This window comes from Pollutimonas sp. M17, assembly GCF_025836975.1.
Lineage (GTDB): Bacteria > Pseudomonadota > Gammaproteobacteria > Burkholderiales > Burkholderiaceae_B.
Window position 1 is genome coordinate 414,917 of sequence record NZ_CP107548.1, and the last position, 26,268, is coordinate 441,184.

The window sequence follows — 26,268 nt, forward strand, 5'->3', positions numbered from 1 at the left end:
CGTTCACCCATGACGGAACTTATCCTTCAGGCGCTCTATTCGGGTGTGCTTCAGGGCGGATCCTACGCCCTGATCGCACTGGGCCTGGCGCTGGTGTTCGGGACGATGAAGGTCATCAACCTGGCGCATGGCGAACTGGTCCTGCTGGCGGCTTACATTGCCTATAGCGTCGAATCGTCGCTGGGCCTGAATCCGGTCTTCGCCATTCCGGTCGCCCTGGTCATCGTCTGCCTGTCGGCGCTGATCATGTATTTCCTGGTCGACCTCATCAAGACCGATCGGGAGCTGAATTCACTGATCCTGACCTACGGCATCGGCGTCATCCTGACCAACGGCATCCTGCTGATCTGGTCGGCCGACATCAAATCCACGTCGTCGGCCTGGCTGCAGGAAGCAATCGTGGTCGGGCCTTTGTACAGCATGCGCAGCGAACCGGTGTTCTTTCTGGTCAGTGTCCTGCTCATGGGCGTGCTGTGGTGGTGGCTGTCGCGCAGCTGGTACGGAAGGGCGGTGCGGGCCGTGGCCGGCAACCGCGATGCGGCCCGGCTCATGGGCATCAATCCGCGCCGCACCGAACTGGTCTCTTTTCTTATCGCCGGCATCCTGGCCTCGTTCGCGGGCGTGGCCATATTCAGCTACGGCGTAATCCAGCCCTCGCTGGGCCATGTGCTGACCATCAAGGCGTTCATCATCACGGTGCTGGCCGGCATAGGATCGATTCCGGGTGTGCTGGTGGGGGCCCTGCTGCTGGGCGTCGCCGAAGCGCTGACCATCACCCTGGCCAGCTCCGCCCTGCAGGAACTGGTCGGCATGCTGTTGTTCCTACTGGTGTTGTTCGTGCTGCCCAACGGTTTGTTCGGCGCGGCGGGGAGGCGGGGATGAAAATTGGCAAGCTTGCGCTGGCGGCGGGTCTGCTGGCCTATATCGGCGTGCCGCTGCTGCTGGGCGGCAACAACTATGTCATGAGCCTGATCATCGCCGCGCTGGTCATCGGCGGGATCGCGTTGGCCTGGGCCCTGCTGGGCAATCTGGGCGGCATGGTCAGTTTCGGCCACTCGGCCTTCTTCGGCGTGGGCGCTTACGTGTCGGCCATCCTTACCATGGAGGCGGGCGTGCCGGTCATGGCCGGCCTGCTTCTGGGAGGACTGGGCGCGGTGCTGGCATCGGTGGTCATGCTGCCGGTGTTGCGGCTGCGCGGCCCTTACTTCGCGCTGGCCATATTGGCCTATGCCCATATTTTCAAGATCGTCGCCACGGAATGGTCATCGGTTACGGGCGGGTCGGGGGGCTTGTCGAGCATTCCGCGTCTTCCCGAGCTGTTCGGCGTCGACCTGGCGGGCAAGGTGGGCAGCTACCTGATCATTCTTACCATCCTGGTGGTTTTCGTGCTGTGCTATCGCGCCATACGCGCCAGCCATTACGGCCTGGCCCTGCGCGCCATGCACGACAGCGAGGACGCGACCCGAGTCATCGGCGTCAACAGCACCTTGCTGAAAGCCATGATGCTGTTCGTGTCGGCATTCATGACCGGCGTCGTCGGGGCGTTCAACGTTCATTACATCAGCTTCCTCGAGCCCGACTATGCCTTCAACGGCATCTGGGTGACGCTGCCCATCATTGCGGCCATCTTCGGCGGCTATCGTACATTGTGGGGGCCCGTGGCCGGAGCGCTGACCGTCTACCTGGTCGATCAACTGGTGTTCAAGAACCTGATTCCGTCCGGCCATCAATTGATTCTGGGCGGCTTGCTCGTCGCCATGATCATCTTCAGTCCGCGCGGCTTGCTGCCCCTGCTGCGCAGGCCCTCCAGGAGGAAGCATGCTGCAGCTTGATGCACTGACGGTGCGTTTCGGCGGCCTGACGGCGGTCGATGCCGTGACGCTCAGCGCCGGCCGGGACGAAGTACTTGGCCTGGTGGGGCCCAACGGCGCCGGCAAGACCACCTTGTTCAACGCCGTGTCGGGCCTGGTGCGGCCATCGGCCGGCCGCATTGCCTTCGACTCGGCGGACCTTGCCTCCATGCCCTTGCATCGGCGGGCGCGCATGGGCATAGGCCGCACTTTCCAGATACCGCAGCCGCTGCACGAACTGACGGTGCGCGAGAACCTGGTCGTGGCCCAGCGCTTCGCCACAGGCCGCGTCGACGATGAGCGCATCGAGCAGGTGCTGGACTTCACCAGGCTGGGCGACCGCGGCGGCCGCAATGCCGCCACGGAATTGGCCCTTACCGAGCTGAAGGCGCTGGAGATCGCCAAGGCCTTGTGCACCAATCCGAAACTGCTCTTGCTGGACGAGGTGCTGGCCGGCCTGGAAACCAGCGGCAAGCGGCGCTTCATGAAAATGCTGCAGGAGCTGCACAGGCAGTTCGACGTGGGCATATTGATCATCGAGCATGATATCGAAACGATCAGCCAGCTGTGCGACCGGGTTGCCGCCCTGGATTTCGGCCGCCTGATCGCACTGGGCACGCCCGACGAGGTATTCAACGATCCCGACGTGGTGCGCAGCTACACCGGAGGCCAGGCATGATAGAAGTCGAAGGCATACGCGCCGGATACGGTTCGATCAATATCCTTTGGGATGTGTCGGTGTCGATACGGCCCGGCGAGCTCACCACCATCATCGGTCCCAATGGCGCCGGCAAAACCACCTTGCTGCGCGCCATCATGGGACTGGTGCCTCTGGCTCAGGGCTCGGTGCGGCTGGACGGCCAGGCGCTGGATGGCACGCCCACATGGAAAATGCCCGACCTGGGCGTGGTCATGATTCCGGAGGGCCGCATGATCTTCAAGGACATGACCATAGAAGAGAATCTGATGCTCGGCGCCTTCACGAAAAAGCATCGCGCCGGCTCGCGCCGCCAATGCGAGAAGGCTTACGAGATGTTCCCGCGATTGCGCGAGCGGCGCAACCAGCCCGCCGGCACGCTCTCGGGCGGCGAGGCGCAGATGCTGGCCATGGGGCGCGGCCTCATGGCCGATCCGCGCGTGCTGATCATCGATGAACCGTCGCTGGGCCTGGCGCCCGTCATCGTGAATGAATTGTTCCAGACGCTGTCCAGGCTGAAGGAAGAGGGAAGGACCATCATCCTGGTGGAGCAAAGCACGCACAGGGCGGTCGGCGTGGCCGACCATGTCTATCTGCTGCAAAGCGGCAAGGTCGTGTTGTCCGGACGCGCGGCCGACATCGATATGGAACGCCTGCACGAGTTGTATTTCGCGCATTGATCCGCCCGCCAGGGGGATCAATGCATATGATCCGCAATGTTCAGGCCGCGGATGATGTCGGCGGTGGCGAGGGCCAGCTTGGAACTCGAGCCGTCGGTGGGCAAGGCCAGCGTCAGGTTGTTCCGTATCGTCGGCTCGACGATCTGGGAACATGCCAGGTCGTCATGCCCCGCGTGATCGGTAATGGCCGAGCGCGGAATGACGGTGAATACGTTTCCGCGGGCGGTGGTCTCCAGTATGGAATGCACCACGTCCACCTCGACCACCACATTCAGTTCCACGTTCAGGTCGCGGCAGGTGTTGTCGACCAGCGCCCGTATGGTGTTGGGCGCGCTGGGCAGGACGAGCGGATAGCGGGCCAGGTCCGCCACCTTTACCTTCCGGGGCGGGGCGGGCCGAAGGCCGCGGGGGTAGGCCAGGACGAGCTCTTCACGATAGATGGTCTCGCAGACCATGAGCACGGACGGAGGCGGTTCGTACAGCAGCGCCAGATCGACCCTGTCCTTGATCAGCCATTCGCGCATTTCCGTGCTCAGCCCTTCCGCGATGGTAATGGACGAGTCGGGGAACAGCAGGCGGAACTGCTGGACGATATGAGGCGTCAGCCGGCGGGCGATTCTCGGCGGCATCCCCAGCCTTACCTTGCCCTGTACCGATGAACGGAAGGCCAGCAGGTCCTGCCTGGCATGAATGGCCAGTGCATGGATGGCTTTGGCATGGTTCAGGAATCGCAAGCCGGCCTCTGTCGGCTCCACGCCCCGGCCGGTGCGCCGCAATAAATGCTGCTGCAACTCGGCCTCCAGCAGCTGGATCTGCCGGCTGATGGACGGCTGGGCGACGTCCAGGATCTCCACCGCCCGCGAAAAGCTGCGCTGCTCGCACACGACGATGAAGTAGTGGATCTGCTTGAGATTCATATCGGCATGATATAGGATTTTTCTATATCTGAAGTCAGCTTAGTGTTCTTGTTCCCGCCGAGGCCGCGGGGCATGATGCGCTGATGACACAAGAAATCCCCGTATCGGCGGATTGCCCGCCGCCCATGCCGCTGGAGCGCGTAGCGCAGCCGGCCAGCCGGCTGCCTGCCCACGCCTGCGATGCGCATACCCATATCTTCGGCCCTGCGTCGGTCTTTCCGTATGCGGCGGACCGGACGTATACACCGCCGGATGCCTCGTTCCAGGACTTGCGTGCCTTGCATCGCAAGCTGGGCATCTCGCGCGGCGTGATCGTCCAGCCGGGCTGCCATGGCTACGACATGTCGGCGGTGCTGGACGCCCTTGAAAAGGGGGACGGCCGGTACCGGGCCGTGGCGCTGTTGCCGCCCACAGCGACGGCTGCCGACGTCAGGCGGCTGGATGCGGCCGGCGTGCGCGGTGTGCGCTTCAACTTCGTGGCCCACCTTGAAAGTGCGGCCTGGAGCGAAGTGCGGGACATGGCTCGGCTGATCGCCCCATTCGGCTGGCACATCTGCATACATAGCGACCGGCAGTCCTTGCCGGAACTGCTTCCCCTGCTGAAGCGTCTGGAAGTTCCCTTTGTGTTGGATCACATGGGCCGAGTGGCCGCCGCCGATGGCGTGGACAGCGGCGCCTTTCGCGAACTGCTGGCCTTGCGCGGCCGCGGCGGAGCCTGGATAAAGATTTCGGGCATAGACCGCATTTCCTCGTCGGGCAGACGGCCCTACAGCGACGGCCGGCCCTTCGTGAAGGCGCTGGTCGAATCCATGGCCGACCAGCTTTTATGGGGCAGCGACTGGCCCCATCCGAACGTGCGCGGCGACATGCCGGACGATGGCGAACTGGTGGATATCTTCACAGAGATATGCTCCGGCCGCGCCGAGCAGGAAAGAATACTGGTGTCGAACCCGCAAGCCCTTTACAGGTTCGGCGATGCATGAGCCCGTGATTTTGAATGGCATTGGACTATGAGCACTTTCTTATTGAAACTGGCCGGCCTGGCCTGGAGCCCCGAACAATTGCGCAGCCTGCTTGGTCCGGCCGCCCTGGGCATCGACGGGCTTGAGCTGGATGTCCTCCACGCCGTGGAGGGTAGGGAAACCTATGCCTACCTGACTATTCCGGGAGCCCTGGCCGCGACGGCGGCGGGCGCCATGCGGCGGGTTTTCGACACTGATCTGCCTGCGCATTGTTCCGCCGCGCAGGTCATTGAACTGAGTTGCACGCAGGACGTGGCGGGCCAGGCCGCGGGCCGGCCGGCGTCCTGGCACTACATCGTCGAAACCGATATTCAGCCGGGGGCCGAGCAGGATTTCAACGATTGGTATTCCACCGAGCATTTGCCCGGCCTGGCCGCCGTGCCCGGCACGGTTCGGGCCCGCCGCTACCTGGCCCGGCCCGCCGCGCCCAGGTATTACGCCGCCTACGATCTGGAAACCCTGGAGACCTTCGGATCGGAGCCCTGGCTTGCCGTGCGCGCCACTGACTGGAGCTCGCGCGTACGCCCCAGCTTCATGAATACGAAGCGGACCATGTTCAAGCGGGTGCCGCCGCAAAAGGAAGCCTGACATGCCCAAATTATTGCCGCCCGATCCCGCGCAGATGTCCGAGCATCAACGCCGCGTCCACGACACCATCATGTCCGGCCCGCGCGGGCGCGTACGCGGGCCGCTGGCCGTCTGGCTGCATCGCCCCGGGCTGGCCGAACATGCCCAGGCGCTGGGGCGGTATTGCCGCTACGACTCCAGTCTGGAGCCATTGCTGTCCGAGCTGGCCATCCTGACCATGGCGGCCCTGTGGCGCGCCGAGTTCGAGTGGTGGGCGCACTATCCGATCGCGATCCAGGCGGGCCTGGCGCCCGAGGCGGCGGAAGCCATACGCCGCGGAGTCCGCCCCGTCTTCGCCCGCGCGGATGAGGAAGTGGTTCACGAATTCGTCCACACCCTGGTCCAGACGCGGAGCGTGCCGGATGCCTTGTACCAGCGCGCGCTGGAGACGCTGGGCCGGGACAGGGTGGTCGATATGGTGGGCCTGGCGGGCTACTACACCCTGATCTCCATGACGCTGAACGTATTCGACATACAGCCGCCCGAGGGCGAACCCCGGCAATTCAATCAAGACTGATCTGACAGGAGCACTCCATGGCTGGACGTTTACAAGGCAAGGTCGCCATCGTGACAGGCGCGGGCAGTGTTGGCCCGGGGTGGGGCAATGGCCGGGCCATCGCCTTCCGTTTCGCCCAGGAGGGCGCTCAGGTGTTCGCGGTGGATATGAACGCGGAGGCGCTGGTGGAGACCGTCAGCAAGGTGGAAGAGGCGGGCGGCCGGATTGCCACCTGGCAGGCCGACGTCACATCCGGCGACGCGGTGCGCGAGATGGTACGCGCCTGTGTCCAGGCCCATGGCCGGATCGACATCCTGGTCAACAACGTGGGCGGGTCGAAACGCGGCGGCCCTGTCGAACTGGACGAGGCGAGCTGGAACCAGCAGTTGGACTTCAACCTTAAAAGCGTATTCCTGGGTTGCAAGCATGTGCTGCCCGTCATGGAGAGCCAGGGCGGCGGGGCCATCGTCAACGTTTCATCGACGTCCGGCATACGCTGGACGGGCGCCGCGCAAGTGGGCTATGCCAGCGCCAAGGCCGGTGTCATCCAGTTCTCGCGCGTGGTGGCGGTCGAGTACGCGCCGAAGAGCATCCGTTGCAATACGGTCATTCCGGGCCAGATGCATACGCCCATGGTCGAGACGCGGCTGGCCGGGCAGCGTGCGGGCGGCGACGTGCAGCAGCTGCTGGCCCAGCGGCAGGCCCGCATTCCCTTGCCCTTCATGGGCGATGGCATCGACACGGCCAACGCGGCCTTGTTCCTTGCGTCCGACGAGGCGCGTTTCATTACCGGCACTGAAATCCTGGTCGATGGAGGCATGAGTGTACGCTGCGGCTAATCTTTCCTCGCGCTATCCGGATCCCGCCATTATTGCGCTGGACCCGCGCTTTCATGAGCTGGTCCTGCCATTGGCCGTCATCGAGAAGCTGGGCACGGGAGCGCGCTGGGCCGAAGGGCCGGTCTGGTTCGGCGACGGGCGCTACCTGCTGTTCAGCGATGTGCCCAACGACCGCATCCTGCGCTGGGACGAGATCACCGGCCAGACGCAGGTATACCGGGGGCCGTCGAATAATGCCAATGGCAACACCCGGGATCGGCAAGGGCGGCTGATTACCTGCGAACACCTGGGCCGGCGCCTGACACGGACCGAGCACGATGGAAGCATTACCGTGCTGGCCGACCGCTACCGGGGCAAGCGTTTGAATTCGCCCAACGACGTGGTGGTCAGGTCGGACGGGTCCGTCTGGTTCACCGATCCGCCATTTGGGATCGTGGGCTACTACCAGGGCGAAAAGGCGGAGCAGGAATTGCCCGCTCATGTCTATCGCCTGGATCCCGATAGCGGGGAGCTGGCCGTCGTGGCGGACTCCGTCAACGGTCCGAACGGCCTGGCATTCTCGCCCGACGAAAGCAGGCTGTATGTGGTGGAGTCGCGGGCGCGGCCGCGCAATATCCTGGCCTTCGATGTGTCTGCCGATGGGAAATCCCTCCGAGGGCAGCGCGTCCTGTTCGACGCGGGAGAGGGCACGCCGGATGGCTTCCGGGTGGATGTCCACGGGAACTTATGGTGCGGCTGGGGCATGGGCACGCCCGAGCTGGATGGGGTGCGTGTTTTTTCGCCCGAAGGAGAGTTGCTGGGAAGAATCGCGCTGCCTGAGCGCTGCGCGAACGTGTGTTTCGGTGGCAAGCACCGGAATCGTCTGTTCATGGCGTCGTGTACGTCAATTTACTCGCTGTACGTCAACACGCAAGGAATTGCGGGAGGCTGAGGCCTGAAGGAGATATCCATGTCCATATTAAAAAATGATCTATTCAAACAACTGGCTTTGGCGTTCGTGCTCAGCGTGGCTGGCGCCGGCGCTTCGGCCAGTACGCCCACGACGGTCGTGGTGGCCTTTCCGGCAGGCGGGCCCGCCGACACGCTGGCCCGGGTGATCGCGGCCGAGCTGGAAACGACGCTCAAGTCCACCGTGGTGGTCGAGAACAAGCCCGGCGGCAACGGCGCCATCGCCGCCAGCTATGTCGGACGCGCCGCGCCCGACGGGCATACCCTGTTCCTGAGTTCGGCCGGCGCCATCGCCATCAACCCGCCGCTTTATCCCAAGCTGGTCTACAACCCAAAGAAAGAGCTGCAGCCGGTGACCATGCTGGTTTCGACACCCGAAGTCCTGGTGGTGCCTGCGTCGGGCGACATCAAGTCGCTGGGCGAATTCCTGGAAGCCGCCAGGAGCAAGCCCGGCAGCGTGACCCTGTCTTCCTCCGGCATCGGCAGCATGCCGCACATGGCGATCTCCCTGCTCAAGATCGCCACCAAGGCGGATATCCTGCATGTGCCCTACAAAGGCGCGGCCCCGGCCATCAAGGATACGGTCGGCGGCCAGGTGGGAGGCTTCTTCGGCGACATCTCGGGCCTGATGGCCTTCATCAAGGACAAGCGCGTGCGTCCGATTGCGATCGCGGCGGCGAAGCGTTCGGCCGTCCTGCCCGACGTTCCCACTTTCGACGAACTGGGCATCAAGAATGTACACGCCAACAACTGGTACGGCATGTTCGCGCCCAAGAACACACCGGTGGAGACCATCGATAAGCTGAACCAGGCCTTGCGGGCGGCCCTGGGCAGCGACGCCGTGCAGAAGTACGTGCAGGCGAGCGGACTGGAAGCCTCTCCCACATCGCCGCAGGAGTTCGAAAACCTGATCGACGAAGACACCCGGAAATGGGGCGGCGTCATCAAGGCGGAAGGGATAACCGTCAACGAATAAGCCCTGCGCCGATTCAGCAAGGCGCGCGAGGCACGGCCGCCTCGCGCGCTTTCAGTTTCCGCCCTGCATGCTCTTGAATTGCCTGCCCGCCAGCATGGCCAGCAGCACCAGCCCGGTCGAGATGACGATCATGATGATGCCCAGGGCGGAAAGCTTTCCCCACAGGCCATCGTCGGCGAAGCTCAGTATCTGCACCGCCAGCACTTCGCTGCCGGGCCGGGAGAGCACCACGGAAACGGTCAGCTCGCGCACGAACATGGTCGCCATCAGTATCCAGGCCGACACCACGCCGGGGATGAGCAGCGGCACGATGATCCGGCGCATGGTGGTCAGGTTGGAGGCTCCGCAAACCAGCGACGACTCTTCAAGATGGGCATGCACCTGCACGAAAGCGCTGGCCAGCGGCCGTATTCCGTAGGGCAGATAAGCCGCGATATAGGCCAGCAGCAAGGCGGTCAGCGTGGCATACAGCGGCGTCTGCACGAAGAACCACATGAAGCCTATGCCGATGACGATGCCGGGAAATGAAAACGACAGGAAGCTCAGCGACTCCAGCAGGCCGGACGCGCGGGTCCGTATCTTTACGATGACGTAGGCGACGAAGGCCGACAGCAGGACGCCCAGGCTTGCACCGGCCACAGCCAGGAAGAGGCTGTTCTTCAGGGCCAGCAAGGACAAGGGGTCTTCGATGACTTCGATCCAGTGCCTGAAGCTCATCAGCGAAAAGGCGCGGACGCTGGGAACCATGGAGTAGGGCACCAGAGAGGTATACAGCAGAACCGCCACAGGCAGCACGACCATCAGGAAGGACAGCGCGCCGATGCCGATGAACAGCGGGATCCGGGCGCGTTTCAGCTCGATGACCGTGGGACGGTAGCCGCGTCCCGATATGGTTACGAACTTGCCGCTTTCGGCGGTGAGCGCGCGGTACAGAACGATCAGCGCGATGGATGCGCTGAGTATGCTCATGCCCAGCGCGGCGGCCTTGCCGTAATCCGGGGTAAACCCCGTGGCGACCATCTGGTACAGATAGGTGGCCAATACGTCGACCTGGCCGGGCATGCCCAGCACGCGGGGCACGGCGTACGAAGCCAGGCTGCGCACGATGGCCAGGATGAAGGCGGCCAGGATGGCCGGCCGGAGAACCGGCAAGGTGACCCGCAGCAGGGTGCGCCAGGTGCCCGCCCCGAAGACCCGCGACGATTCTTCCAGCGCAACGTCGAAGGATGCCATGGCCGGGGCGATGATCAGGTAGGCGATGGGCATGTTCAGCAAGCCTTCGACCAATACCATGCCCCACAGGGAATAGATGTTGAAGGGCGCCTCGTCCAGCCCGAAGGCATTCATCAGCAGCGTGTTGAGCAGCCCGTTGGACGGGTTCAGCAGCAGCGCCCAGCTGACCGAAAACAGCAGGTGGGGGATCATCATCGGGACGATCGACAGCACGGTGAATGCCGACTTGAAGGGAATGTCGGTACGCGTGTTCAGATAGGCCAGCACAAGCGCCAGGCCGGTCGACAGCAATGACGAGCCAAGCACGAAGATGAGCGTGTTGACCGAGACTTCAAGCAGGAAGGGGTCGGTGTACGCGGCGGCGTATTTGCTGAGCGTGAACGTTCCGAAGGCCGTCAGGCCCTGCGAAAAGCTGCCCAGGAACAGCATCAGCACGGGGCAAAGCGTCAGGAATCCAACGATGGCGATCAGCGACCAGGTCAGTTTGGGGCGCGATTGATTCATGTTTCCGGTCAGGCCGAGACGAGCAGGCAATGGGCGGGATTCAGGCTGAAGCTGACGGCATCGCCTTCCTTTACGGGAGTGTCCGGGTCTATCCTGGCCAGCAGGCGCTCGTTTCCAACGCGTATCCGGGCTTCGTAGACTTCGCCGATGAACTCCAGCGACTCGATGTCGCCGCTGATCACGTTGCGCCCCGTGCCGGCGCGGTCGGCGCCGACGCGTATGAACTCCGGGCGTATGCACAAGGTGGCTTCGCTGCCCGGCGGCAAGGGGCGTTGCTGGCAGGCGATGGGCCCCAGGCCGGATTCGATCAGGGTCAGTTCGCCGTCCTGGCCGACCACCCGGGCGGCGATCAGGTTGGCGCGCCCGATGAAATCGGCCACGTAGCGGTGGTCGGCGTCGAAATAGATTTTCTGGGGCGAACCGATTTCCACGATGCGCCCTGCCTGCATCACGGCGATGGAATCGGAGAGGGCCAGGGCTTCGACCCGGTCGTGGGTCACGTAGACCGCCGTGATGCCCAGCGTGCCCATGAAGCTTCGCAGTTCCTTGCGCGTTTCCTCGCGCAGCTTCGCGTCAAGATTGCTTAGAGGCTCGTCGAACAGGATGACCTTGGGCTCGGCGACCAGCGCCCTGGCCAGCGCCACCCGCTGCTGCTGGCCACCCGACAGCTTGGTGGCGGACCGGTTCTCGACGCCTTCCAGCTGGACGAAACGCAGGGTCTGGGCCACTTTGCGTTTTATATCGTCTTTGCGTTCGCCGCGTATCTGCAAGGGGTAGGCCACATTGTCGAAGACGCTCATGTGGGGCCAGATGGCGTAGGTCTGGAACACCATGCCCAGCCCGCGTTTCTCGGTTGGAACGGCAATGCCCCGGGCCTTGGACCAGACGACCTCGCCGCCGATGGAGATTTCCCCGTCGTCGGGTGTTTCCAGGCCTACAATGCAGCGCAGCAGCGTGGTCTTGCCGCAGCCGCTGGGGCCGAGCAGCGTGAAGATGGTGTTGGCGGGTATGGTCAGGTCGACGCTGTCCAGGGCCTTGACCGTTTTTCCCTCGGAGACGTAGTGCTTGGTGAGTCCTTGTATGCGGATCTCCATGGCTTACCTGGCGGCGAAGATCTTGCCGAACTCGCGACCCCATTTCTGGATTTCCTCGTCGCCCAGATCGCGCACGGGCTGCACCTTGGCTTTGTCTATGCCCGGAACCGGCGGGAATACGCCTTGCGCCAGAACGTATTCGCCCACCTCGTTGGCCAGCAGGCCCATGGCCTGCTTCGAGAGCCAGAAGTCGATGAAGGCGCGGGCCGCGTCGGGATGCGGGGCCTTGGCCGTCATGGCGATGGCCCGCGCCGTGCCAAGCAAAGGCTGGCCCGACTGTGGAGCCCATGCCAGCGGCGCGGGCGCTTTGGTCATGATGTACTTGGGCATGGAGATGCCGATCAGCTTTTCGCCGCTTTCCACGGGCGCGGGCGTCGGCCCGAACGAGGCCACGAACATGGGCCGGTTGGCGGCCAGGGCCTTCAGGAATTGCATCCAGTCGTCTTCGGATTTGAACACCTGTTCTTTCAGGCCGACCAGCCAGGCGATCGTCGAGGCGTGGGTGGCCGGATCGGCCATCACGATCTTGTTCTTCCACTTGGGATCGGCCAGGTCTTCGTAGCGCGCCGGCGCATCGGCCGGCTTCACGTGGTCGGTGTTGTACAGGTAGGAGACATACTCGATGCCGAACAGCGTGATGTGCTCGTCCTTGGTGGCCCATTCCGGATAGCCCGCCGTGGAGGGCGAGCGGTAGGGGGCGAGCACGCCTTTTTCCTTCAGGATCTCGAGCATGGGCAAGGGCGCCTGGACCACGTCGGCCAGCAGCTTGCCCGCATTGAACTCGGTAAGGATGGTGGGCAGGAACTTGGAGCTGGAGGTGCGCGTGTATTCGCCCTTGACGCCCGTTTCCTGCTCGAAGGCCTTCATGATGGGGGAAACGGCGGTGATGTTGGCATAGAACACCGCCTTGCCCTGCTGCCTGGCCAGTGCGTAGGGATCCGCCGCGAAAGCCGAGGGCAGGGCGCCCGGCATGTGGGCCAGGCCCGACGCGGCTGCCAACTTAAGAAAAATCCGACGATCTATCGTACCCATGGCTGTCTCCTTTTTGATGGTGGCGCGGAGCCGCGCTCCCGCCATTTTTGGGCAAATGGTAGCCGGTCGGCCGGCTGTTTACAAGGAAATAAGTTGTGCTGGGACATGGCTGCTTTGTGCTACCTTACGATTTTCCCGAATAGGCTCCGGCTGCATTCCTTTCATACTTCATGTCCTCTTGTTCCGTAGCCGTAATAGGCGGTGGTCCCGCCGGCCTGATGGCGGCCGAAACGCTGGCGCGGGCCGGCGTGCATGTCGACGTCTACGATGCCATGCCGTCCGTCGGCCGCAAATTCCTGCTGGCCGGCCGGGGCGGCCTTAATTTGACGCATAGCGAGCCGGCGCCGGCATTCCGCTCGCGCTTCGGCGCCCGCGCCGGGCGGGTCGCGCCCTGGCTGGACCTTATGGATGCGCAAGCCTTGCGGCAATGGGCGGACGAGCTTGGCGTGGAAACCTTCGTCGGTTCTTCAGGCCGCGTCTTTCCGGCGGAAATGAAGGCGGCGCCGTTGCTGCGCAAGTGGTTGCAAAGATTGAAATCCGATGGCGTGGCGCTGCATGCGCGGCATGTATGGCGGGGCTGGACGGCCGAGGGGGCCTGGCGATTCGACACGCCCCAGGGGCCGGTGGCGCGGCATGCCGATGCCGTGGTGCTGGCCCTGGGCGGGGCCAGCTGGGCGCGCCTGGGCTCGGACGGCGCCTGGCGCGCCTTGCTGGAGCAGCGAGACATTGGCGTTTCGCCTTTCCAGCCGGCCAATGGCGGTTTCCTGGCCGGCTGGGGGGATTATTTCTCGGGGCGCTTTGCGGGCGAGCCCCTCAAGGCGGTCGCCGCCGCGCCGCCGGGCGACTTCGATATGCGGGCGGGCGAATGCATGGTGACTTCGGACGGTCTTGAGGGCGGCCTGGTCTATGCGTGGTCCGCGCAACTGCGCGAGACCCTGCTGGCCGAAGGAAGCGCCGTATTGCGCATCGACCTGCTGCCCGACCGCAGCCTGGCGCGGGTATGCGAAGAGGTCGCCCGGCCGCGCGGTTCCCGATCCTGGTCCAGCCATCTGGCCAGCCGCTTGGGATTGCGCGGGGTCAAGGCCGGATTGCTGCGCGAATGCCTGCCCAAGGAGACCTTCGATGACCCCGAGGCGTTGGCCGCGGCCATAAAGGGCGTGCCCGTGCGCCTGACCGGCATGCGGCCCCTGGATGAAGCCATCAGCACGGCCGGCGGTGTCCGCTTCGACGGCCTGACCGATGATTCGATGCTGCGCGCTATGCCGGGCGTATTTTGCGCGGGCGAAATGCTGGATTGGGAGGCGCCCACCGGCGGCTATCTGCTGACGGCCTGCTTCGCCAGCGGCCGGGCGGCGGGCCGGGGCGTGCTGCGCTGGCTGGACGATCGGACGCCAGCCCTTACCGAAACGCCTTGAGTTTTCTGCGGCGCCTTGCCAGATAGGCGGTCGTCGATCATGGAAAAACCACCGCAAATACGATCCATGCCGCAATGGCGGCCCCGGCGGCGATCCGGCCTGCCGCTCAGGTTACCGGGGCCGGATTGAACAGGACCAGCGCGTTCGCCAGCTTCCAGTGTTCGGCCCAGGTCTTTTTACGGCCGCTCGCCACGTCCAGCATCAGGCGGAACAATTCCCAGCCCACCTCCTCGATGCTGGCGGAGCCATCCGCGATCCGGCCGGCATTGATGTCCATCAAGTCATGCCAGCGCCGGGCAAGGTCGCTGCGCGTGGCCACCTTGATGACGGGGCATTCCGCCAGGCCGTACGGCGTCCCGCGTCCCGTGGTGAATACATGAAGATTCATGCCCGCGGCAAGTTGAAGCGTGCCGCAGATGAAATCGCTTGCAGGGGTGGCGGCGAAGGTCAATCCCTTTGATTTCAGCTTTTCACCGGGGGCGAGCACGCCGGAAATCGGCGCCGAGCCCGACTTGACGATGGACCCCATCGCTTTCTCGACGATATTCGACAGGCCGCCCTTCTTGTTGCCCGGCGTGGTGTTGGCGCTTCTATCCACGCTGCCCCGCTTCAGGTAGGCGTCGTACCAGGCCATTTCGCGGATCATGGCCTCGGCCACTTCCGGCGAGCTCGCCCGGGCGGTCAACTGGGCGATTCCGTCGCGCACCTCGGTGGTCTCGGAAAAGACCACGCTCGCGCCCGCGCGGACCAGGAGGTCCGTGCAGAAGCCGACGGCGGGGTTGGCCGTGACGCCGGAGAAAGCATCGCTGCCGCCGCATTGCACGCCGACCACCAGTTCGCTGGCCGGCACGGTTTCCCTTTTACGGGCATTCAGGCGTCGAAGGTGGCTTTCAGCCTGACGCATGATGGACTCGACCATGGACATGAAGCCCACGTGGGCCTCGTCCTGCAAGCAAACCACGTCCGGCCCGCCACCGGCGGCCGCCGTGTCTGGAACGACCTTGTCCGCCTCGACGCGCGGAATGACGCCGGGAGGCAGAAGGCGTTCGGGCTGGAGCTTTTCACAGCCCAAGCTGACCACCATGACTTCGCCGCCAAAATTGGGGTTCAGGCTGATGTTGCGTAAGGTACGGATCGGGACGACGGCGTCCGGCGCATCGATGGCCACCCCGCAGCCGTAGCTGTGCTCCAGGGCCACGACATCGTCCACATTGGGATAGCTGGGCAGCAGTTCGGTCTTGATGCGTTGCACGGCAAATGCGGTGACGCCGGCGACGCATTGCACGGTTTGCGTAATGGCCAGGATGTTGCGCGTCCCCACCGATCCATCCCGATTCCTGTAGCCCTCGAAGGTATAGCCGGCAAGCGCGTCTTGCGCAGGCCGCTTTACCGTGGCCATGGGCAGGCCGTCCAGATCACGGGCTTCGGGCATCTTCAGCAGGCGTTCGTTTACCCAGCTGCCGGCCGGGATCGTCTCGATGGCATAGCCGATAGGGATGCCGTAGCGCAATACTTCGGTGCCGCCGGGTATATCGACCAGCGCCACCTTGTGGCCTTGCGGAACCCCATTGCGCAGGACGAGGCCGGATGGCAGCACGGTGCCTGCGGGCAGGCCGCCGTCATTGGCCACGATGGCCACGTTATCGTGGCTATGCATCATGATCGTCAGAGGGGCTGTGCGGGATACAACGGGCATCCTTATCTCCTGGGCTTGAAAGGTAAATTGGTAGCGGTACCATTGTAAGCCTTAACAGATGGAAAAATCCAATATATCCTCATCGTCATCCAGCGACAGCGTTGCCCAGCGCCAAGCCTCTTATCATGCTTAATCAAGCATACAGGCGTCGAATAGCCCTTTTTGCGTCATGGCTTTAGATCCCGAATTAGCGCTGAACCTAGTGCAAACACCTAAAGAAAATTATTGACGGTAATATTTGGTATCGCTACCATTGCTGTTGAATGGTAGCGATACCATAAAGGCTGCCTCATTAGCGCGGCCCAGAGCGGCTTCATCATTCTTTTTAAAAATATGCCCAGGAGGCAACATGAAAAAAATACTCTGCGCGCTTGCCGCGACCTTAGCCATGACGTCGGCCCATGCGGCCTGGCCCGACAAGACGGTAACGATGGTGGTTCCCTTCCCGCCGGGCGGCTCCACAGACCTGATTGGCCGTTTGCTGGCTTCCAAGCTCGAAACCCAGCTTGGGCAGACTTTCGTGGTCGACAACAAGGCCGGCGCAACGGGCACGATCGGCGCGGCCCATGTCGCCCGCTCCAAACCCGACGGATACACCTTGCTGGTATCGTCGCTGGGCCCATACGTCATCGCGCCGCACCTGTACAGCAAGGTGTCCTATGACGCGCTCAAGGATTTCGACTACCTTACGGTCGCCGTGCAGGCGCCCAACGTCCTGGTCGTACCGGAAACGTCCAAGCACAAATCCGTTGCCGATGTGATTGCATTCGAAAAAGCAAATCCGGATACCATGACATTCGGCTCTTCGGGCAGCGGCAGCAGCGACCACCTGACGGCCGAGCTCTTCTGGCGCCAGACCGGCACCAGCGGCGTTCACGTGCCCTATAAAGGCGGCGGCCCCGTCCTGGCGGCGCTGCTGGGTTCGCAAGTGGATGCCTCGTTCATGAACATCAACACCGCCATCCCGCAGATCAAATCCGGAAAGCTGAAGGCCTTGGCGATAACCAGCGCCAAGCGCTCGCCCTTGCTGCCCGAGGTGCCTACCTTGGCCGAGTCCGGCATCAAGGACGCCAATGTCTACTCGTGGCAGGCCATCGCCGCTCCGCACGGCTTGCCGGCCGACGTAAAGGCCAAGCTGCACGATGCGATGGTCAAAGGCCTGAACGATCCGGCCGTGAAACCCAAGCTGCTGGAGCTGGGCTTCGAAATCGTGGGCAACACGCCGGAAGAGTTCACGCGCTTCCAGGCCGCCGAGTTCAAGCGTTGGAAAGACCTGATCGAGGCCCGCAAGATCAACGCCAACTAACGCGGCAAGCACAATGCGGCCGGGCAGCACGCATCGGCCGGAAGAAGGAATCGCGCATGCGCCTGCCGGGGCATGCGCGATTTGCTTCATGCCGGTGCTTTGGCGGTCAGAGCGGCCGCACGTATACTCGCTCTTTGGATCGAAGGGCCAGCCCGCCGGATATCCGCGGCGGCCTTTCGACATGCATACCTTCAACACGGGCGCATCTTGAATCCCATGAGCGAAAAAGACATCACGAAGCGATCCAGGCGCGGCAGCGGGGCCATCACGCTCAGGGACGTTGCGCGCCTGGCGGGCGTCTCGCCCATTACCGCATCCAGGGCGCTGAATACGCCCGACCAGGTTGCGGCGGAGACGCGCCAGAAGGTGCTGGACGCCGTTCAGCGCACCGGTTATGTGCCCAACAGGATGGCCGGCGGCCTGGCATCGTCGCGCAGCCGCCTGATCGCCGCCGTGGTGCCCAGCACCGTGATGTCGGTATTCATGGAAACCATCGAGGCCCTGAATGGCACGCTGTTCGACGCGGGCTACCAGCTGATGCTGGGGCAGTCGGGTTATTCGCCCCATCGGGAGGAGCTGTTGCTGGAAGCCATTATCGGCCGCCGGCCCGATGGCATCTTCCTTACGGGCATCATGCAGCAGGGCAAGGGCCGGACACGCCTGCTGGCTTCGGGCATCCCCGTGGTGGAAACCTGGGATCTGACCCCTACGCCCATCGACATGCTGGTCGGGTTCTCGCACCTGGAGATCGGCCACGAGGTCGCTCATTTTTTCATAGGAAGAGGCCGGCGCCGCCTGGGTATCGTGCAAGCCAACGATGAACGCGCCAACCGGCGTTCCCGCGCCTTCGCCGAAGTGGTCGGGCAAAGCGGGCTGGCCGACGTTTCGATCGTGAATGTGGGCGCCTCGCGCTCCATCAAAAGCGGGCGCGAGGCGCTGGGCAGGCTGCTTGCCGCGGACCCCGACGTGGACGCGATCTTCTGCAGTTCCGACCTTCTGGCCCTGGGCGTCATGACCGAGGCGCGGGCCCGCAATATTCCCATTCCAGGCCAGATCGCCATCATGGGTTTCGGCGATGTGCCATTCGTGGCGGATATGGTTCCGTCGCTCAGCACCGTGCATATCAACGGGGCCAACATCGGCAAGCTGGCGGCCCGCTGCCTGATCGACAGGGCGGACGACCGCTCGGTCGATCAACGTGTCGTCGATGTGGGGTTTTCCATTGTTGAGCGCGAAACCACAGACTAGTGCAAACCCTAGATGGTTTTGATTGACGGCGTGTTTTGGTACCGCTACCATTTCAATATTCGATATGGTAGCGGTACCAAACCGCATCCCACCGCCTTCACCCAAATCAAAGGACTTTCATGAATCCCCAGGAACTCAAAGCCATCATGTCCCATGGCTTGCTGTCGTTTCCCCTGACCGATTTCGACGCGCAAGGCGAATTCAATGCCAAGGGCTATGCCGCGCGTCTGGAATGGCTGGCCCCGCACGGCGCCAGCGCGCTGTTTGCGGCGGGCGGCACGGGCGAGTTCTTTTCGCTGGCCGGCGACGAGTACGCGGCCGTCATCAAGACGGCGGTGCAGACCTGCAAGGGCAAGGTGCCCATCATTGCCGGCGCGGGCGGCCCCACACGTTTCGCCATCCAGTGCGCCCAGGAAGCCGAGCGGCAGGGTGCCCATGGCATCCTGCTGCTGCCGCACTACCTGACGGAAGCCAGCCAGGAAGGTCTGATCGCACATGTGGAGGCCGTGTGCAAGAGCGTGAAGTTCGGCGTCATCGTCTACAACCGCAATGTGTGCAGGCTGACTCCCGATTCGCTGGCCATCCTGGCCGAGCGCTGTCCCAATCTGATCGGCTTCAAGGACGGCATCGGCGACATCGAACTGATGTCCTCCATCTTCCTGAAGATGGGCGACCGGTTCTCTTACCTGGGCGGGCTGCCGACGGCGGAAGTGTATGCCGCCGCCTACAAGGCCTTGGGGACGCCCGTATACTCATCCGCCGTATTCAACTTCATACCGAAGACCGCCATGCAGTTCTACAACGCGGTGGCGAACGACGACATGGCTACCCAGCATCGCCTGCTGCGCGAGTTCTTCATGCCTTACCTCAGGCTGCGCAACCGCTCGGCCGGCTATGCGGTCAGCATCGTCAAGGCCGGCGCCAGCCTGGTGGGGCATTCCGCCGGGCCGGTGCGTCCGCCCCTGACGGACCTGAAACCCGCCGAACTCGAAGAGCTGAAAGCCCTGATCGAGAAGCTGGGTCCCCAATAATCACATACTCAAGCCGGTAAATCATGATGTCCGCATCCACACCCGTCGTCACCGCATTGCGCGTCATTCCCGTCGCGGGGCATGACGGCATGCTGCTCAATCTCAGCGGCGCGCACGCGCCTTTCTTCACCCGGAACCTGGTCATCGTTACGGACAGCAGCGGGCATACCGGCGTCGGTGAGGTCCCGGGCGGGGAAAAGATCCGCAAGACGCTCGAGGACGCCGCCGCGCTGGCCGTGGGCCGTCCCATAGGCGCCTATAACGCCGTGCTGACCGCCATGCGCGAATACTTCGCCGATCGCGATAGCGGCGGGCGCGGCCAACAGACCTTCGACCTGCGCGTGGCCATCCACGCGGTCACGGCCGTGGAATCGGCCATGCTGGACCTGCTGGGCCAGCACCTGGGCGTGCCCGTGGCCGCCTTGCTGGGCGAGGGCCAGCAGCGCGAGGCCGTGCAGATGCTGGGTTACCTGTTTTATGTGGGCGACCGGCGCAAGACCGACCTGCCTTACCGCAGCGAGCCGGATGCCGCCGACGACTGGACCCGGCTGCGCCACGAAGAGGCGCTGACGCCCGAGGCGATCGTGCGCCTGGCCGAGGCGGCGCAGGCGCGCTACGGGTTCCAGGACTTCAAGCTGAAAGGGGGCGTGTTGCGCGGCGAAGAGGAAGTGGAGGCCATCCGCGCGCTGCACGAACGCTTCCCGCAGGCGCGCTGCACGCTGGATCCGAACGGCGGCTGGCTGCTGAAGGATGCCGTGCGCCTTACCCGGGACCTGCATGGCGTGCTGGCCTATGCCGAAGACCCTTGCGGCGCGGAAGGCGTTTTCTCGGGACGCGAGGTCATGGCCGAGTTTCGCCGCGCCACCGGCCTGCCCACCGCCACCAACATGGTGGCGACCGATTGGCGCGAGATGGCGCATGCGCTGTCGCTGCAATCGGTGGACATCCCGCTGGCCGACCCGCATTTCTGGACCATGTCGGGCTCCGTCAGGGTCGCCCAAACCTGCCAGGCCTTCGGCCTGACCTGGGGCTCTCATTCCAACAATCACTTCGACGTGTCCCTGGCCATGTTCACCCACGTCGGCGCCGCCGCGCCGGGGCGCGTGACCGCCATCGATACGCACTGGATCTGGCAGGATGGCCAGCGCCTGACCAAGGAGCCGCTGCAGATCGTGGACGGCTACGTTCAGGTGCCCAGGAAGCCCGGCCTGGGCGTGGAACTGGACATGGCCGAAGTCGAAAAGGCGCATCAACTCTATCTGCAGCACGGCCTGGGCGCTCGCGATGACGCCATCGCCATGCAGTATCTGGTGCCGGGCTGGACCTTCGATTCCAAGAGGCCTTGCCTGGTGCGCTAGTGCAAGACGCCTGGGAGCCATGGATGAACTGCGCTCCATCGCCCGGACGGCTTCCGGGCGGTGGGGCGCAGTCCCATTTTGGAGGCTGCTATTCGCCCGTGAAGTTGGCCGGGCGTTTTTCGTTGAATGCGCGTACGCCTTCCAGGCGATCCTTCGTGGGGATCGTGCGATAGTAGGCTTCCAGCTCGAACCGATAACCGCTGGAAAGGTCGAGTTGGGTCGCCATGGTCAGTGACTTCTTGGCTTGCCTGATTGAAATCGGCGCGTTCTGCGCGATGCGTTTTGCGGTCGCCATTGTCTCGTTCAGCAACTGATCGGGTGCGCATACCTTGTTGACGACACCCCAATCATAGGCTTCGCGCGCATTGAACGGCAGGCCGGTGAGGGTGATCTCTTTCGCGCGGCGTACCCCGCAAGCACGAGGCAGGTTCTGCGTGCCGCTGGCTCCGGGAATAATCCCCAGGGTGACTTCCGTCAAGGCGAATCGGGCGGTTTCAGCGGCGTAGGCGAAGTCCACTGCCACCGCCAATTCACATCCCCCGCCGAACGCCGCGCCGTTGATGGCGGCGATGATGGGAACGGGGCAATCCTGGATGTGACGCATCAACTGCTCGGTCAGTGCGTGCTGGCGGCGCCATGCCTCGTCGCTCATTCCATGGCGCTCCTTCAAATCGCCCCCCGCGCAAAATATTTTCTCGCCGGCGCCTGTCATGACCAGGCAACGAACCTGGGCGGGATCGACATACAGCTCTGAAAACAGATCGACCAGGTCGGTCAGCATCTGGGTGTTCAAGGCATTGCCGGACTGGGGGCGATTGAGCACGACAGTCAGGACGTGATCCTGTTCGGTCAAGAGCAGGGTTTCATAGGTTTTATTCATCGTTTCGTTCAAGCCTTTGAAGGTTGGTCAACTATCTGAAGGAAGCGAGAGGCCGAGTGCAGGATCCGAACGTCTGCACCCGATGGCTACTGTGTTGTCAGGCTCCTCTCTTTTTCGTAGTGTATACACTAAGGTCTACATGATCAACAGACGTTTCTCCTTTCAATGTCTGAAAAATAAAACCTGAAAATCTTGGACGGAGCTTAAGGTCATCCCAAACTGACCTTGGAGGTGCTTTTTTCAAATTTTCTAGTAATCGAAAATATGAATATTTATTAGTTTATTCATGGTCTTATGATGTCTAATAGGTTCCCTCGAGCTTGGCCGCTGTTTGCGCTGTCTGGTGGGTCATTCCATTTGGATCGATGTCCTGTTGCGAATTTTATTCTTGACAGCAAAGAAATATGTCTCTAATCTTTTTCGTAAAGTGTATACACTAAGCGTAAATCGAAAATTGTTCCGGCAATCTAAGCCAAACGGAGTTGGAGAGGCATATGCAGTGTTCGTCGAAGAACGGCGACAGTCATTTACCCCTGAAGGGAATAAGGGTCGTCACCTTGGAGCATGCCCTGGCAGGCCCATTGTGTACCCGGCATCTGGCCGATCTCGGGGCCGAAGTCATAAAAATCGAACGGCCCGGGGAAGGAGATTTTTCCCGAGGGTATGACGACCATGTCCATGGACAGTCGAATTATTTCGTGTGGCTGAACCGGGGAAAGCGCAGTTTGTCCATCGACATAAAGCATGAGCGGTCGGGCGCCATCCTCAGGCGGCTCATGCGGTCGGCGGATGTCATGGTGCAGAATCTGGCGCCGGGGGCGACCAAACGCATCGGGCTGGATTATGAAACCCTGAGCCAGGAAAACCCCAGGCTGATCGTCGCCGATATTTCCGGGTACGGAGAAGGCGGCTCCTACGTCAATAAAAAAGCATACGACATGCTGATCCAGGCCGAAGCAGGCGTAATCAGCATCAACGGCAGCGAAGATGTGCCGGCGCGAATGGGTTTGTCCATCGTGGACCTTGCAACGGGGCTTTATACGCACACTGCAGTGCTGGCCGCACTGGTTCGCCGAGGACAAACGGGGCAGGGGGCCAATGTAAAGGTTGCAATGCTGGATGCCATTGCGGAATGGATGACCTATCCCATGTATCGCTATGCCTATCAGGGTGGCATGGTTCCGCGCCTGGCCATGAACAATCCCAACATTGCGCCGTATGGCGCCCATGCCACGAAAGACGGCAGCGTCATCTTCAGCATTCAGAACGAGCGGGAATGGCGCTCGTTCTGTGCCGGCGTCATGGGGACCCCGGAGCTGGCGACCAACGAGAAATACGAAAGCAACAGCGTGCGCATCAAGAACGCCAAAGCGCTTACTCGGTGCATCGAACAACATTTCTCCAGCCTGTCCACGACGGAGGCGATTCGTTTGCTGGATAAGGCCGGCATTGCAAACGGCAGGCTGAATACGGCCAAGGAGTTGTGGGAACACACCCAACTGGCCGAGCGTGACCGGTGGCGGGATGTCCGCATCCCCGGAGGCAATACCATCCGGGCCCTGTTGCCGCCGATGACGTTCACGGATTTCGAATATGAAATGGGCTCGGTGCCCGCTTTAGGCGAGCATACAGCCGAAATTCTTTCATGCCTGGACTTCACGCCCAGTGAAATCCAGGAGTTCTATGAGCAGGACGCGGTGGCGTAGCCCAGGCGCAGCCACCCGGAGTTCAGCAACTTAATCACCAAAAGGAATGAAATGGTCAAGAAGGCAAGTTGGAAAGGGCGTTTTTTTGAAGATTTTGAAGTGGGCGACGTTTACCGCCATCCCTTGGGGCGAACCATACTGTCCGCGGACAACACATGGTTCACACTGCTGACTCAGGCACCTGCACCCATACATTACGATCATCATTACGCCAGCCAGACCGAGTGGAAGAAGCCCATCGTGAATTCCACGTTCGTGCTGGCGCTGGTCACCGGACAGAGCGTCACCGACCTGTCGCAGAATGTATTCGCGAATCTGGGCTGGGACAAGGTCGTGATGCCCAAGCCGGTATTCGAGGGCGACACCATTTACTCGCAGTCGGAAGTCCTTGAACTGCGCGATTCAAACTCTCGTCCCAACATCGGCATTCTCAAGGTCAGGACGATCGGTTTCAACCAGGACGGCGTGGAAGTGATCAGTTTCTTCCGGACCATGATGATCTTCCGGGAAGGGCAAGGCCCCGAAATCCCGACCCCCAAAGTGAAAAACAGCTAAGCGGTACAAAACCGCAAAGCATCCAATGGCGCGGCCAGGGTGGCCGCGCACGACATCACCCGAGACGAGGAGACAAAAATGTCGAAATTACTGAGCAAGTGCCTGGCACTTTTCATTGCTGTAGGATTGCCCGCGGCCGCCTTGGCTGAAACCTATCCCGATAAGCCGATACGGATGATCATTGCCAATGCGGTGGGCGGCGGCACCGACTCATCAGGCCGCATCATCGCCCAGCAATTGGCCAAGTCGATGGGCCAGTCCGTGGTCGTGGAAAACTATGCGGGAGCCGGCGGGGTGATCGGCGGAAACATCGCGGCCAAGGCCGCGCCCAACGGATACAACGTATTCTATGATTCGGCCTCGTTTGCGGTGAATCCGGCCATCCGCAAGCTGCCGTACGACCCCGAAAAAGACTTCGTTCCACTGTCCCTGTCCATCAGCCAGCCGAATATCCTGGTGGTGGCGATGGACTCGCCCTACAAGACGTTTGCCGACTTCCTGGAAGCCGCGAAAAAACAACCGGGCGCCCTGACGTTCGGCTCGGCAGGGGTCGGAACGGGCCAGCACATGACGGGCGAACTCTTCAAGAACGTTGCTCAGGTGGACATGCTGCACGTGCCCTACAAGGGTGGCGCGGCCGTGTACAACGACTTGATCGCAGGCCGGATCACCTGCTACTGGGGCAATGCAGGGTCGGGCATGCCTTTCATCAAGGGCAAACGAGTGCGTCCGTTGGCCGTCACCTCTTCCGAACGCCATCCCTCCCTGCCCGACGTGCCCACCATGAAAGAACTGGGCTACAAAGACTTCGAGGTACTGGAGTGGGCCGGCGCCTATGTTCCCGCGGGAACGCCCGATGCCATCGTGCAACGGCTGTCGAAAGAGTTCCAGATGGCTGTCCATGAGCCTGCCGTCAAGGAAAGCCTGGAAAAAATGGGTGTTTTCGCACTGGGAACGCCACAGGAGGATTTCAAGAAGTTCCTGGCAGCCGACTTCAAGCGCTGGAAGGAAGTGGCCGACAAGAACCACATCAAGGTGGACTAGTCCGTCGGGTCGAGCAGGGCATGCCCGGAGAACAGCGGTCTTGCAAGCCGCTGTGAATATTGGGGAGGCCGCAGCCTCCCCAATAGGCGTATCTGGCTGGAAAAAACAAAGAATCGGGAAGTTGAAAAATGAGCGAGCATGTAGAGATATGTGAAGTGGGCCCGCGCGATGGCCTGCAAATGGTCAAGGATGTCGTGCCGACCGAGACGAAACTGAAATGGATCAACCAGCTTCTGGATGCCGGCTTGCCGGAAGTGGAGGCCGGAAGCTTCGTTCCTCCCAGGCTGGTGCCGCAAATGGCCGATACCGACACCGTCATCCGGAGCTTGCTGCGCGCCGGTCGATCCGGCGTGGCGGCGCTTGTGCCCAATCTGAAAGGCGCCCAATTCGCCTACGAGGCGGGCGCAGAGGTCGTCATCATTCCTGTTTCCGTCAGCGACAGCCACAGCATGGCCAATACGCGTAAAACGACGCTCGACCAGGTCAAGGAAGTGGGCGCCATCGTCGACTGGGTCAAGTCGCAGCCGCGCGCCATGCGCGTGGATGTCGGATGCGCCACCGCGTTTGGCTGTTCAATGGAAGGCGGAGTGTCGCAGAAAAAAGTGGTTCAGACGGCGTATGGCTTGGCCCAGGCAGGGGCCGACAGGGTCGTCCTGGCCGATACGGTGGGGTATGCCAATCCCGCCCTGGTCCGCTCAACGATACGCGCAGTGCGTCAGGAGATCGGCCAGGTACTGTATAAGCTGCATCTGCACGATACCTTGGGCATGGGCCTGGCCAATGCGCTGGCAGGGCTCGACGAAGGCATACGCTGCTTCGATGCCTCGCTGGCCGGCTTGGGCGGTTGCCCGTTTGCCCCCGGGGCGACAGGCAACATCGTTACCGAGGACCTGGTGTACATGGTTGAAAGCATGGGGATGACGACAGGAATCTCATTGGACGCGCTGTTCGAGGCGCGCAAGACACTGGCGTCGGCGTTGCCCAATGAGCCTTTGCACGGCAATGTCTATTTGGCGGGAGCGCCCCGCATCACGCCACTGCCCTGATGGTGTAAGAAAAAAGCCCTGCGGCCTCCAGGTTTCACCGGAGGCCGCAGGGCTCGCGCATGGCGCGC

Annotated in this window: 25 protein-coding genes; 19 read left to right on the plus strand and 6 right to left on the minus strand. The window is 62.5% G+C overall.

The features are described 5' to 3' along the window. Positions 1-9 precede the first annotated feature (9 nt). The 4 genes from OEG81_RS01945 to OEG81_RS01960 are packed head-to-tail and all read left to right on the plus strand — an operon-like array spanning position 10 to position 3,227. A complete protein-coding gene (locus tag OEG81_RS01945) occupies positions 10-882 on the plus strand; it encodes a branched-chain amino acid ABC transporter permease (RefSeq protein WP_264131023.1) in 873 nt (290 codons plus the stop codon). Next, positions 879-1,832 carry a branched-chain amino acid ABC transporter permease gene (locus OEG81_RS01950; protein ID WP_264131024.1) on the plus strand — a complete coding sequence of 318 codons (954 nt, stop codon included), beginning with the start codon at positions 879-881 and terminating at the stop codon, positions 1,830-1,832. The genes OEG81_RS01945 and OEG81_RS01950 overlap by 4 nt, the downstream gene beginning before the upstream one ends. Next, the gene (locus tag OEG81_RS01955; RefSeq protein WP_264131025.1) at positions 1,819-2,529 is read left to right on the plus strand and encodes an ABC transporter ATP-binding protein; all 711 of its coding nucleotides are present in this window, start codon (positions 1,819-1,821) and stop codon (positions 2,527-2,529) included. The genes OEG81_RS01950 and OEG81_RS01955 overlap by 14 nt, the downstream gene beginning before the upstream one ends. Continuing rightward, entirely contained in the window at positions 2,526-3,227 is a 702-nt protein-coding gene (locus tag OEG81_RS01960) for an ABC transporter ATP-binding protein (RefSeq protein WP_264131026.1), read from the plus strand. Before OEG81_RS01955 ends, OEG81_RS01960 begins: the two co-directional genes overlap by 4 nt. 17 nt (positions 3,228-3,244) lie before the next feature. Here the strand turns inward: OEG81_RS01960 and OEG81_RS01965 are convergent, their stop codons facing one another. Further along, complete coding sequence (locus tag OEG81_RS01965) at positions 3,245-4,144, minus strand: LysR family transcriptional regulator (RefSeq protein ID WP_264131028.1); 900 nt, start codon at positions 4,142-4,144, stop codon at positions 3,245-3,247. 83 nt (positions 4,145-4,227) lie between these two features. Between OEG81_RS01965 and OEG81_RS01970 the strand changes: the two genes are divergently transcribed. Genes OEG81_RS01970 through OEG81_RS01995 form a run of 6 tightly spaced genes read left to right on the plus strand, consistent with a single transcriptional unit; the run spans position 4,228 to position 9,052 of the window. After that, positions 4,228-5,127, plus strand: a complete 900-nt coding sequence (locus OEG81_RS01970) for an amidohydrolase family protein (RefSeq protein WP_264131029.1) — start codon at positions 4,228-4,230, stop codon at positions 5,125-5,127. Between the two features lie 27 nt (positions 5,128-5,154). Continuing rightward, positions 5,155-5,754, plus strand: coding sequence for a DUF4286 family protein (locus OEG81_RS01975; protein WP_264131031.1), 600 nt, complete (start codon positions 5,155-5,157; stop codon positions 5,752-5,754). Position 5,755: 1 nt separating this feature from the next. After that, on the plus strand, positions 5,756-6,310 hold the full coding sequence (locus OEG81_RS01980) for a carboxymuconolactone decarboxylase family protein (protein ID WP_264131032.1): 555 nt from the start codon (positions 5,756-5,758) through the stop codon (positions 6,308-6,310). 17 nt (positions 6,311-6,327) lie between these two features. Then, positions 6,328-7,128 carry an SDR family NAD(P)-dependent oxidoreductase gene (locus OEG81_RS01985; protein WP_264131033.1) on the plus strand — a complete coding sequence of 267 codons (801 nt, stop codon included), beginning with the start codon at positions 6,328-6,330 and terminating at the stop codon, positions 7,126-7,128. Next, positions 7,112-8,059, plus strand: a complete 948-nt coding sequence (locus tag OEG81_RS01990; protein WP_264131034.1) for an SMP-30/gluconolactonase/LRE family protein — start codon at positions 7,112-7,114, stop codon at positions 8,057-8,059. Before OEG81_RS01985 ends, OEG81_RS01990 begins: the two co-directional genes overlap by 17 nt. A gap of 18 nt (positions 8,060-8,077) precedes the next feature. After that, positions 8,078-9,052, plus strand: a complete 975-nt coding sequence (locus OEG81_RS01995) for a Bug family tripartite tricarboxylate transporter substrate binding protein (protein WP_264131035.1) — start codon at positions 8,078-8,080, stop codon at positions 9,050-9,052. A 51-nt stretch (positions 9,053-9,103) separates the two neighbouring features. Here OEG81_RS01995 and OEG81_RS02000 read toward each other — a convergent pair whose 3' ends face one another. Genes OEG81_RS02000 through OEG81_RS02010 form a run of 3 tightly spaced genes read right to left on the minus strand, consistent with a single transcriptional unit; the run spans position 9,104 to position 12,915 of the window. Next, positions 9,104-10,789, minus strand: coding sequence for an ABC transporter permease (locus OEG81_RS02000; RefSeq protein WP_264131036.1), 1,686 nt, complete (start codon positions 10,787-10,789; stop codon positions 9,104-9,106). A gap of 8 nt (positions 10,790-10,797) precedes the next feature. Continuing rightward, positions 10,798-11,883, minus strand: a complete 1,086-nt coding sequence (locus tag OEG81_RS02005; protein WP_264131037.1) for an ABC transporter ATP-binding protein — start codon at positions 11,881-11,883, stop codon at positions 10,798-10,800. A 3-nt stretch (positions 11,884-11,886) separates the two neighbouring features. Then, on the minus strand, positions 11,887-12,915 hold the full coding sequence (locus OEG81_RS02010) for an ABC transporter substrate-binding protein (protein ID WP_264131039.1): 1,029 nt from the start codon (positions 12,913-12,915) through the stop codon (positions 11,887-11,889). Positions 12,916-13,085: 170 nt separating this feature from the next. Here OEG81_RS02010 and OEG81_RS02015 point away from each other — a divergent pair, with 170 nt between their 5' ends. Beyond that, on the plus strand, positions 13,086-14,330 hold the full coding sequence (locus OEG81_RS02015; protein WP_264131040.1) for a TIGR03862 family flavoprotein: 1,245 nt from the start codon (positions 13,086-13,088) through the stop codon (positions 14,328-14,330). A 106-nt stretch (positions 14,331-14,436) separates the two neighbouring features. On the opposite strand, the gene garD is transcribed toward OEG81_RS02015, so the two are convergent. Next, a complete protein-coding gene (gene garD, locus OEG81_RS02020; RefSeq protein WP_264131041.1) occupies positions 14,437-16,026 on the minus strand; it encodes a galactarate dehydratase in 1,590 nt (529 codons plus the stop codon). A 349-nt stretch (positions 16,027-16,375) separates the two neighbouring features. On the opposite strand from garD, the gene OEG81_RS02025 reads away from it, so the two are divergent. From OEG81_RS02025 to gudD, 4 genes are all read left to right on the plus strand, one after another. After that, complete coding sequence (locus OEG81_RS02025) at positions 16,376-17,332, plus strand: Bug family tripartite tricarboxylate transporter substrate binding protein (protein WP_264131042.1); 957 nt, start codon at positions 16,376-16,378, stop codon at positions 17,330-17,332. Positions 17,333-17,548: 216 nt separating this feature from the next. Then, positions 17,549-18,580, plus strand: a complete 1,032-nt coding sequence (locus tag OEG81_RS02030; RefSeq protein ID WP_264131043.1) for a LacI family DNA-binding transcriptional regulator — start codon at positions 17,549-17,551, stop codon at positions 18,578-18,580. A gap of 119 nt (positions 18,581-18,699) precedes the next feature. Then, on the plus strand, positions 18,700-19,611 hold the full coding sequence (gene kdgD / locus OEG81_RS02035; protein ID WP_264131044.1) for a 5-dehydro-4-deoxyglucarate dehydratase: 912 nt from the start codon (positions 18,700-18,702) through the stop codon (positions 19,609-19,611). A gap of 23 nt (positions 19,612-19,634) precedes the next feature. Then, the gene (gene gudD, locus OEG81_RS02040; protein ID WP_264131045.1) at positions 19,635-20,969 is read left to right on the plus strand and encodes a glucarate dehydratase; all 1,335 of its coding nucleotides are present in this window, start codon (positions 19,635-19,637) and stop codon (positions 20,967-20,969) included. An 88-nt stretch (positions 20,970-21,057) separates the two neighbouring features. Here the strand turns inward: gudD and OEG81_RS02045 are convergent, their stop codons facing one another. Next, complete coding sequence (locus OEG81_RS02045) at positions 21,058-21,849, minus strand: enoyl-CoA hydratase-related protein (protein WP_264131046.1); 792 nt, start codon at positions 21,847-21,849, stop codon at positions 21,058-21,060. Between the two features lie 494 nt (positions 21,850-22,343). On the opposite strand from OEG81_RS02045, the gene OEG81_RS02050 reads away from it, so the two are divergent. From OEG81_RS02050 to OEG81_RS02065, 4 genes are all read left to right on the plus strand, one after another. Next, positions 22,344-23,555, plus strand: coding sequence for a CaiB/BaiF CoA transferase family protein (locus OEG81_RS02050; RefSeq protein ID WP_264131048.1), 1,212 nt, complete (start codon positions 22,344-22,346; stop codon positions 23,553-23,555). A 51-nt stretch (positions 23,556-23,606) separates the two neighbouring features. Further along, entirely contained in the window at positions 23,607-24,110 is a 504-nt protein-coding gene (locus OEG81_RS02055; protein ID WP_264131050.1) for a MaoC family dehydratase, read from the plus strand. A gap of 78 nt (positions 24,111-24,188) precedes the next feature. Then, positions 24,189-25,154, plus strand: a complete 966-nt coding sequence (locus tag OEG81_RS02060) for a Bug family tripartite tricarboxylate transporter substrate binding protein (RefSeq protein WP_264131052.1) — start codon at positions 24,189-24,191, stop codon at positions 25,152-25,154. A 128-nt stretch (positions 25,155-25,282) separates the two neighbouring features. After that, entirely contained in the window at positions 25,283-26,200 is a 918-nt protein-coding gene (locus OEG81_RS02065; protein WP_264131053.1) for a hydroxymethylglutaryl-CoA lyase, read from the plus strand. The last annotated feature ends 68 nt before the right edge of the window (positions 26,201-26,268 follow it).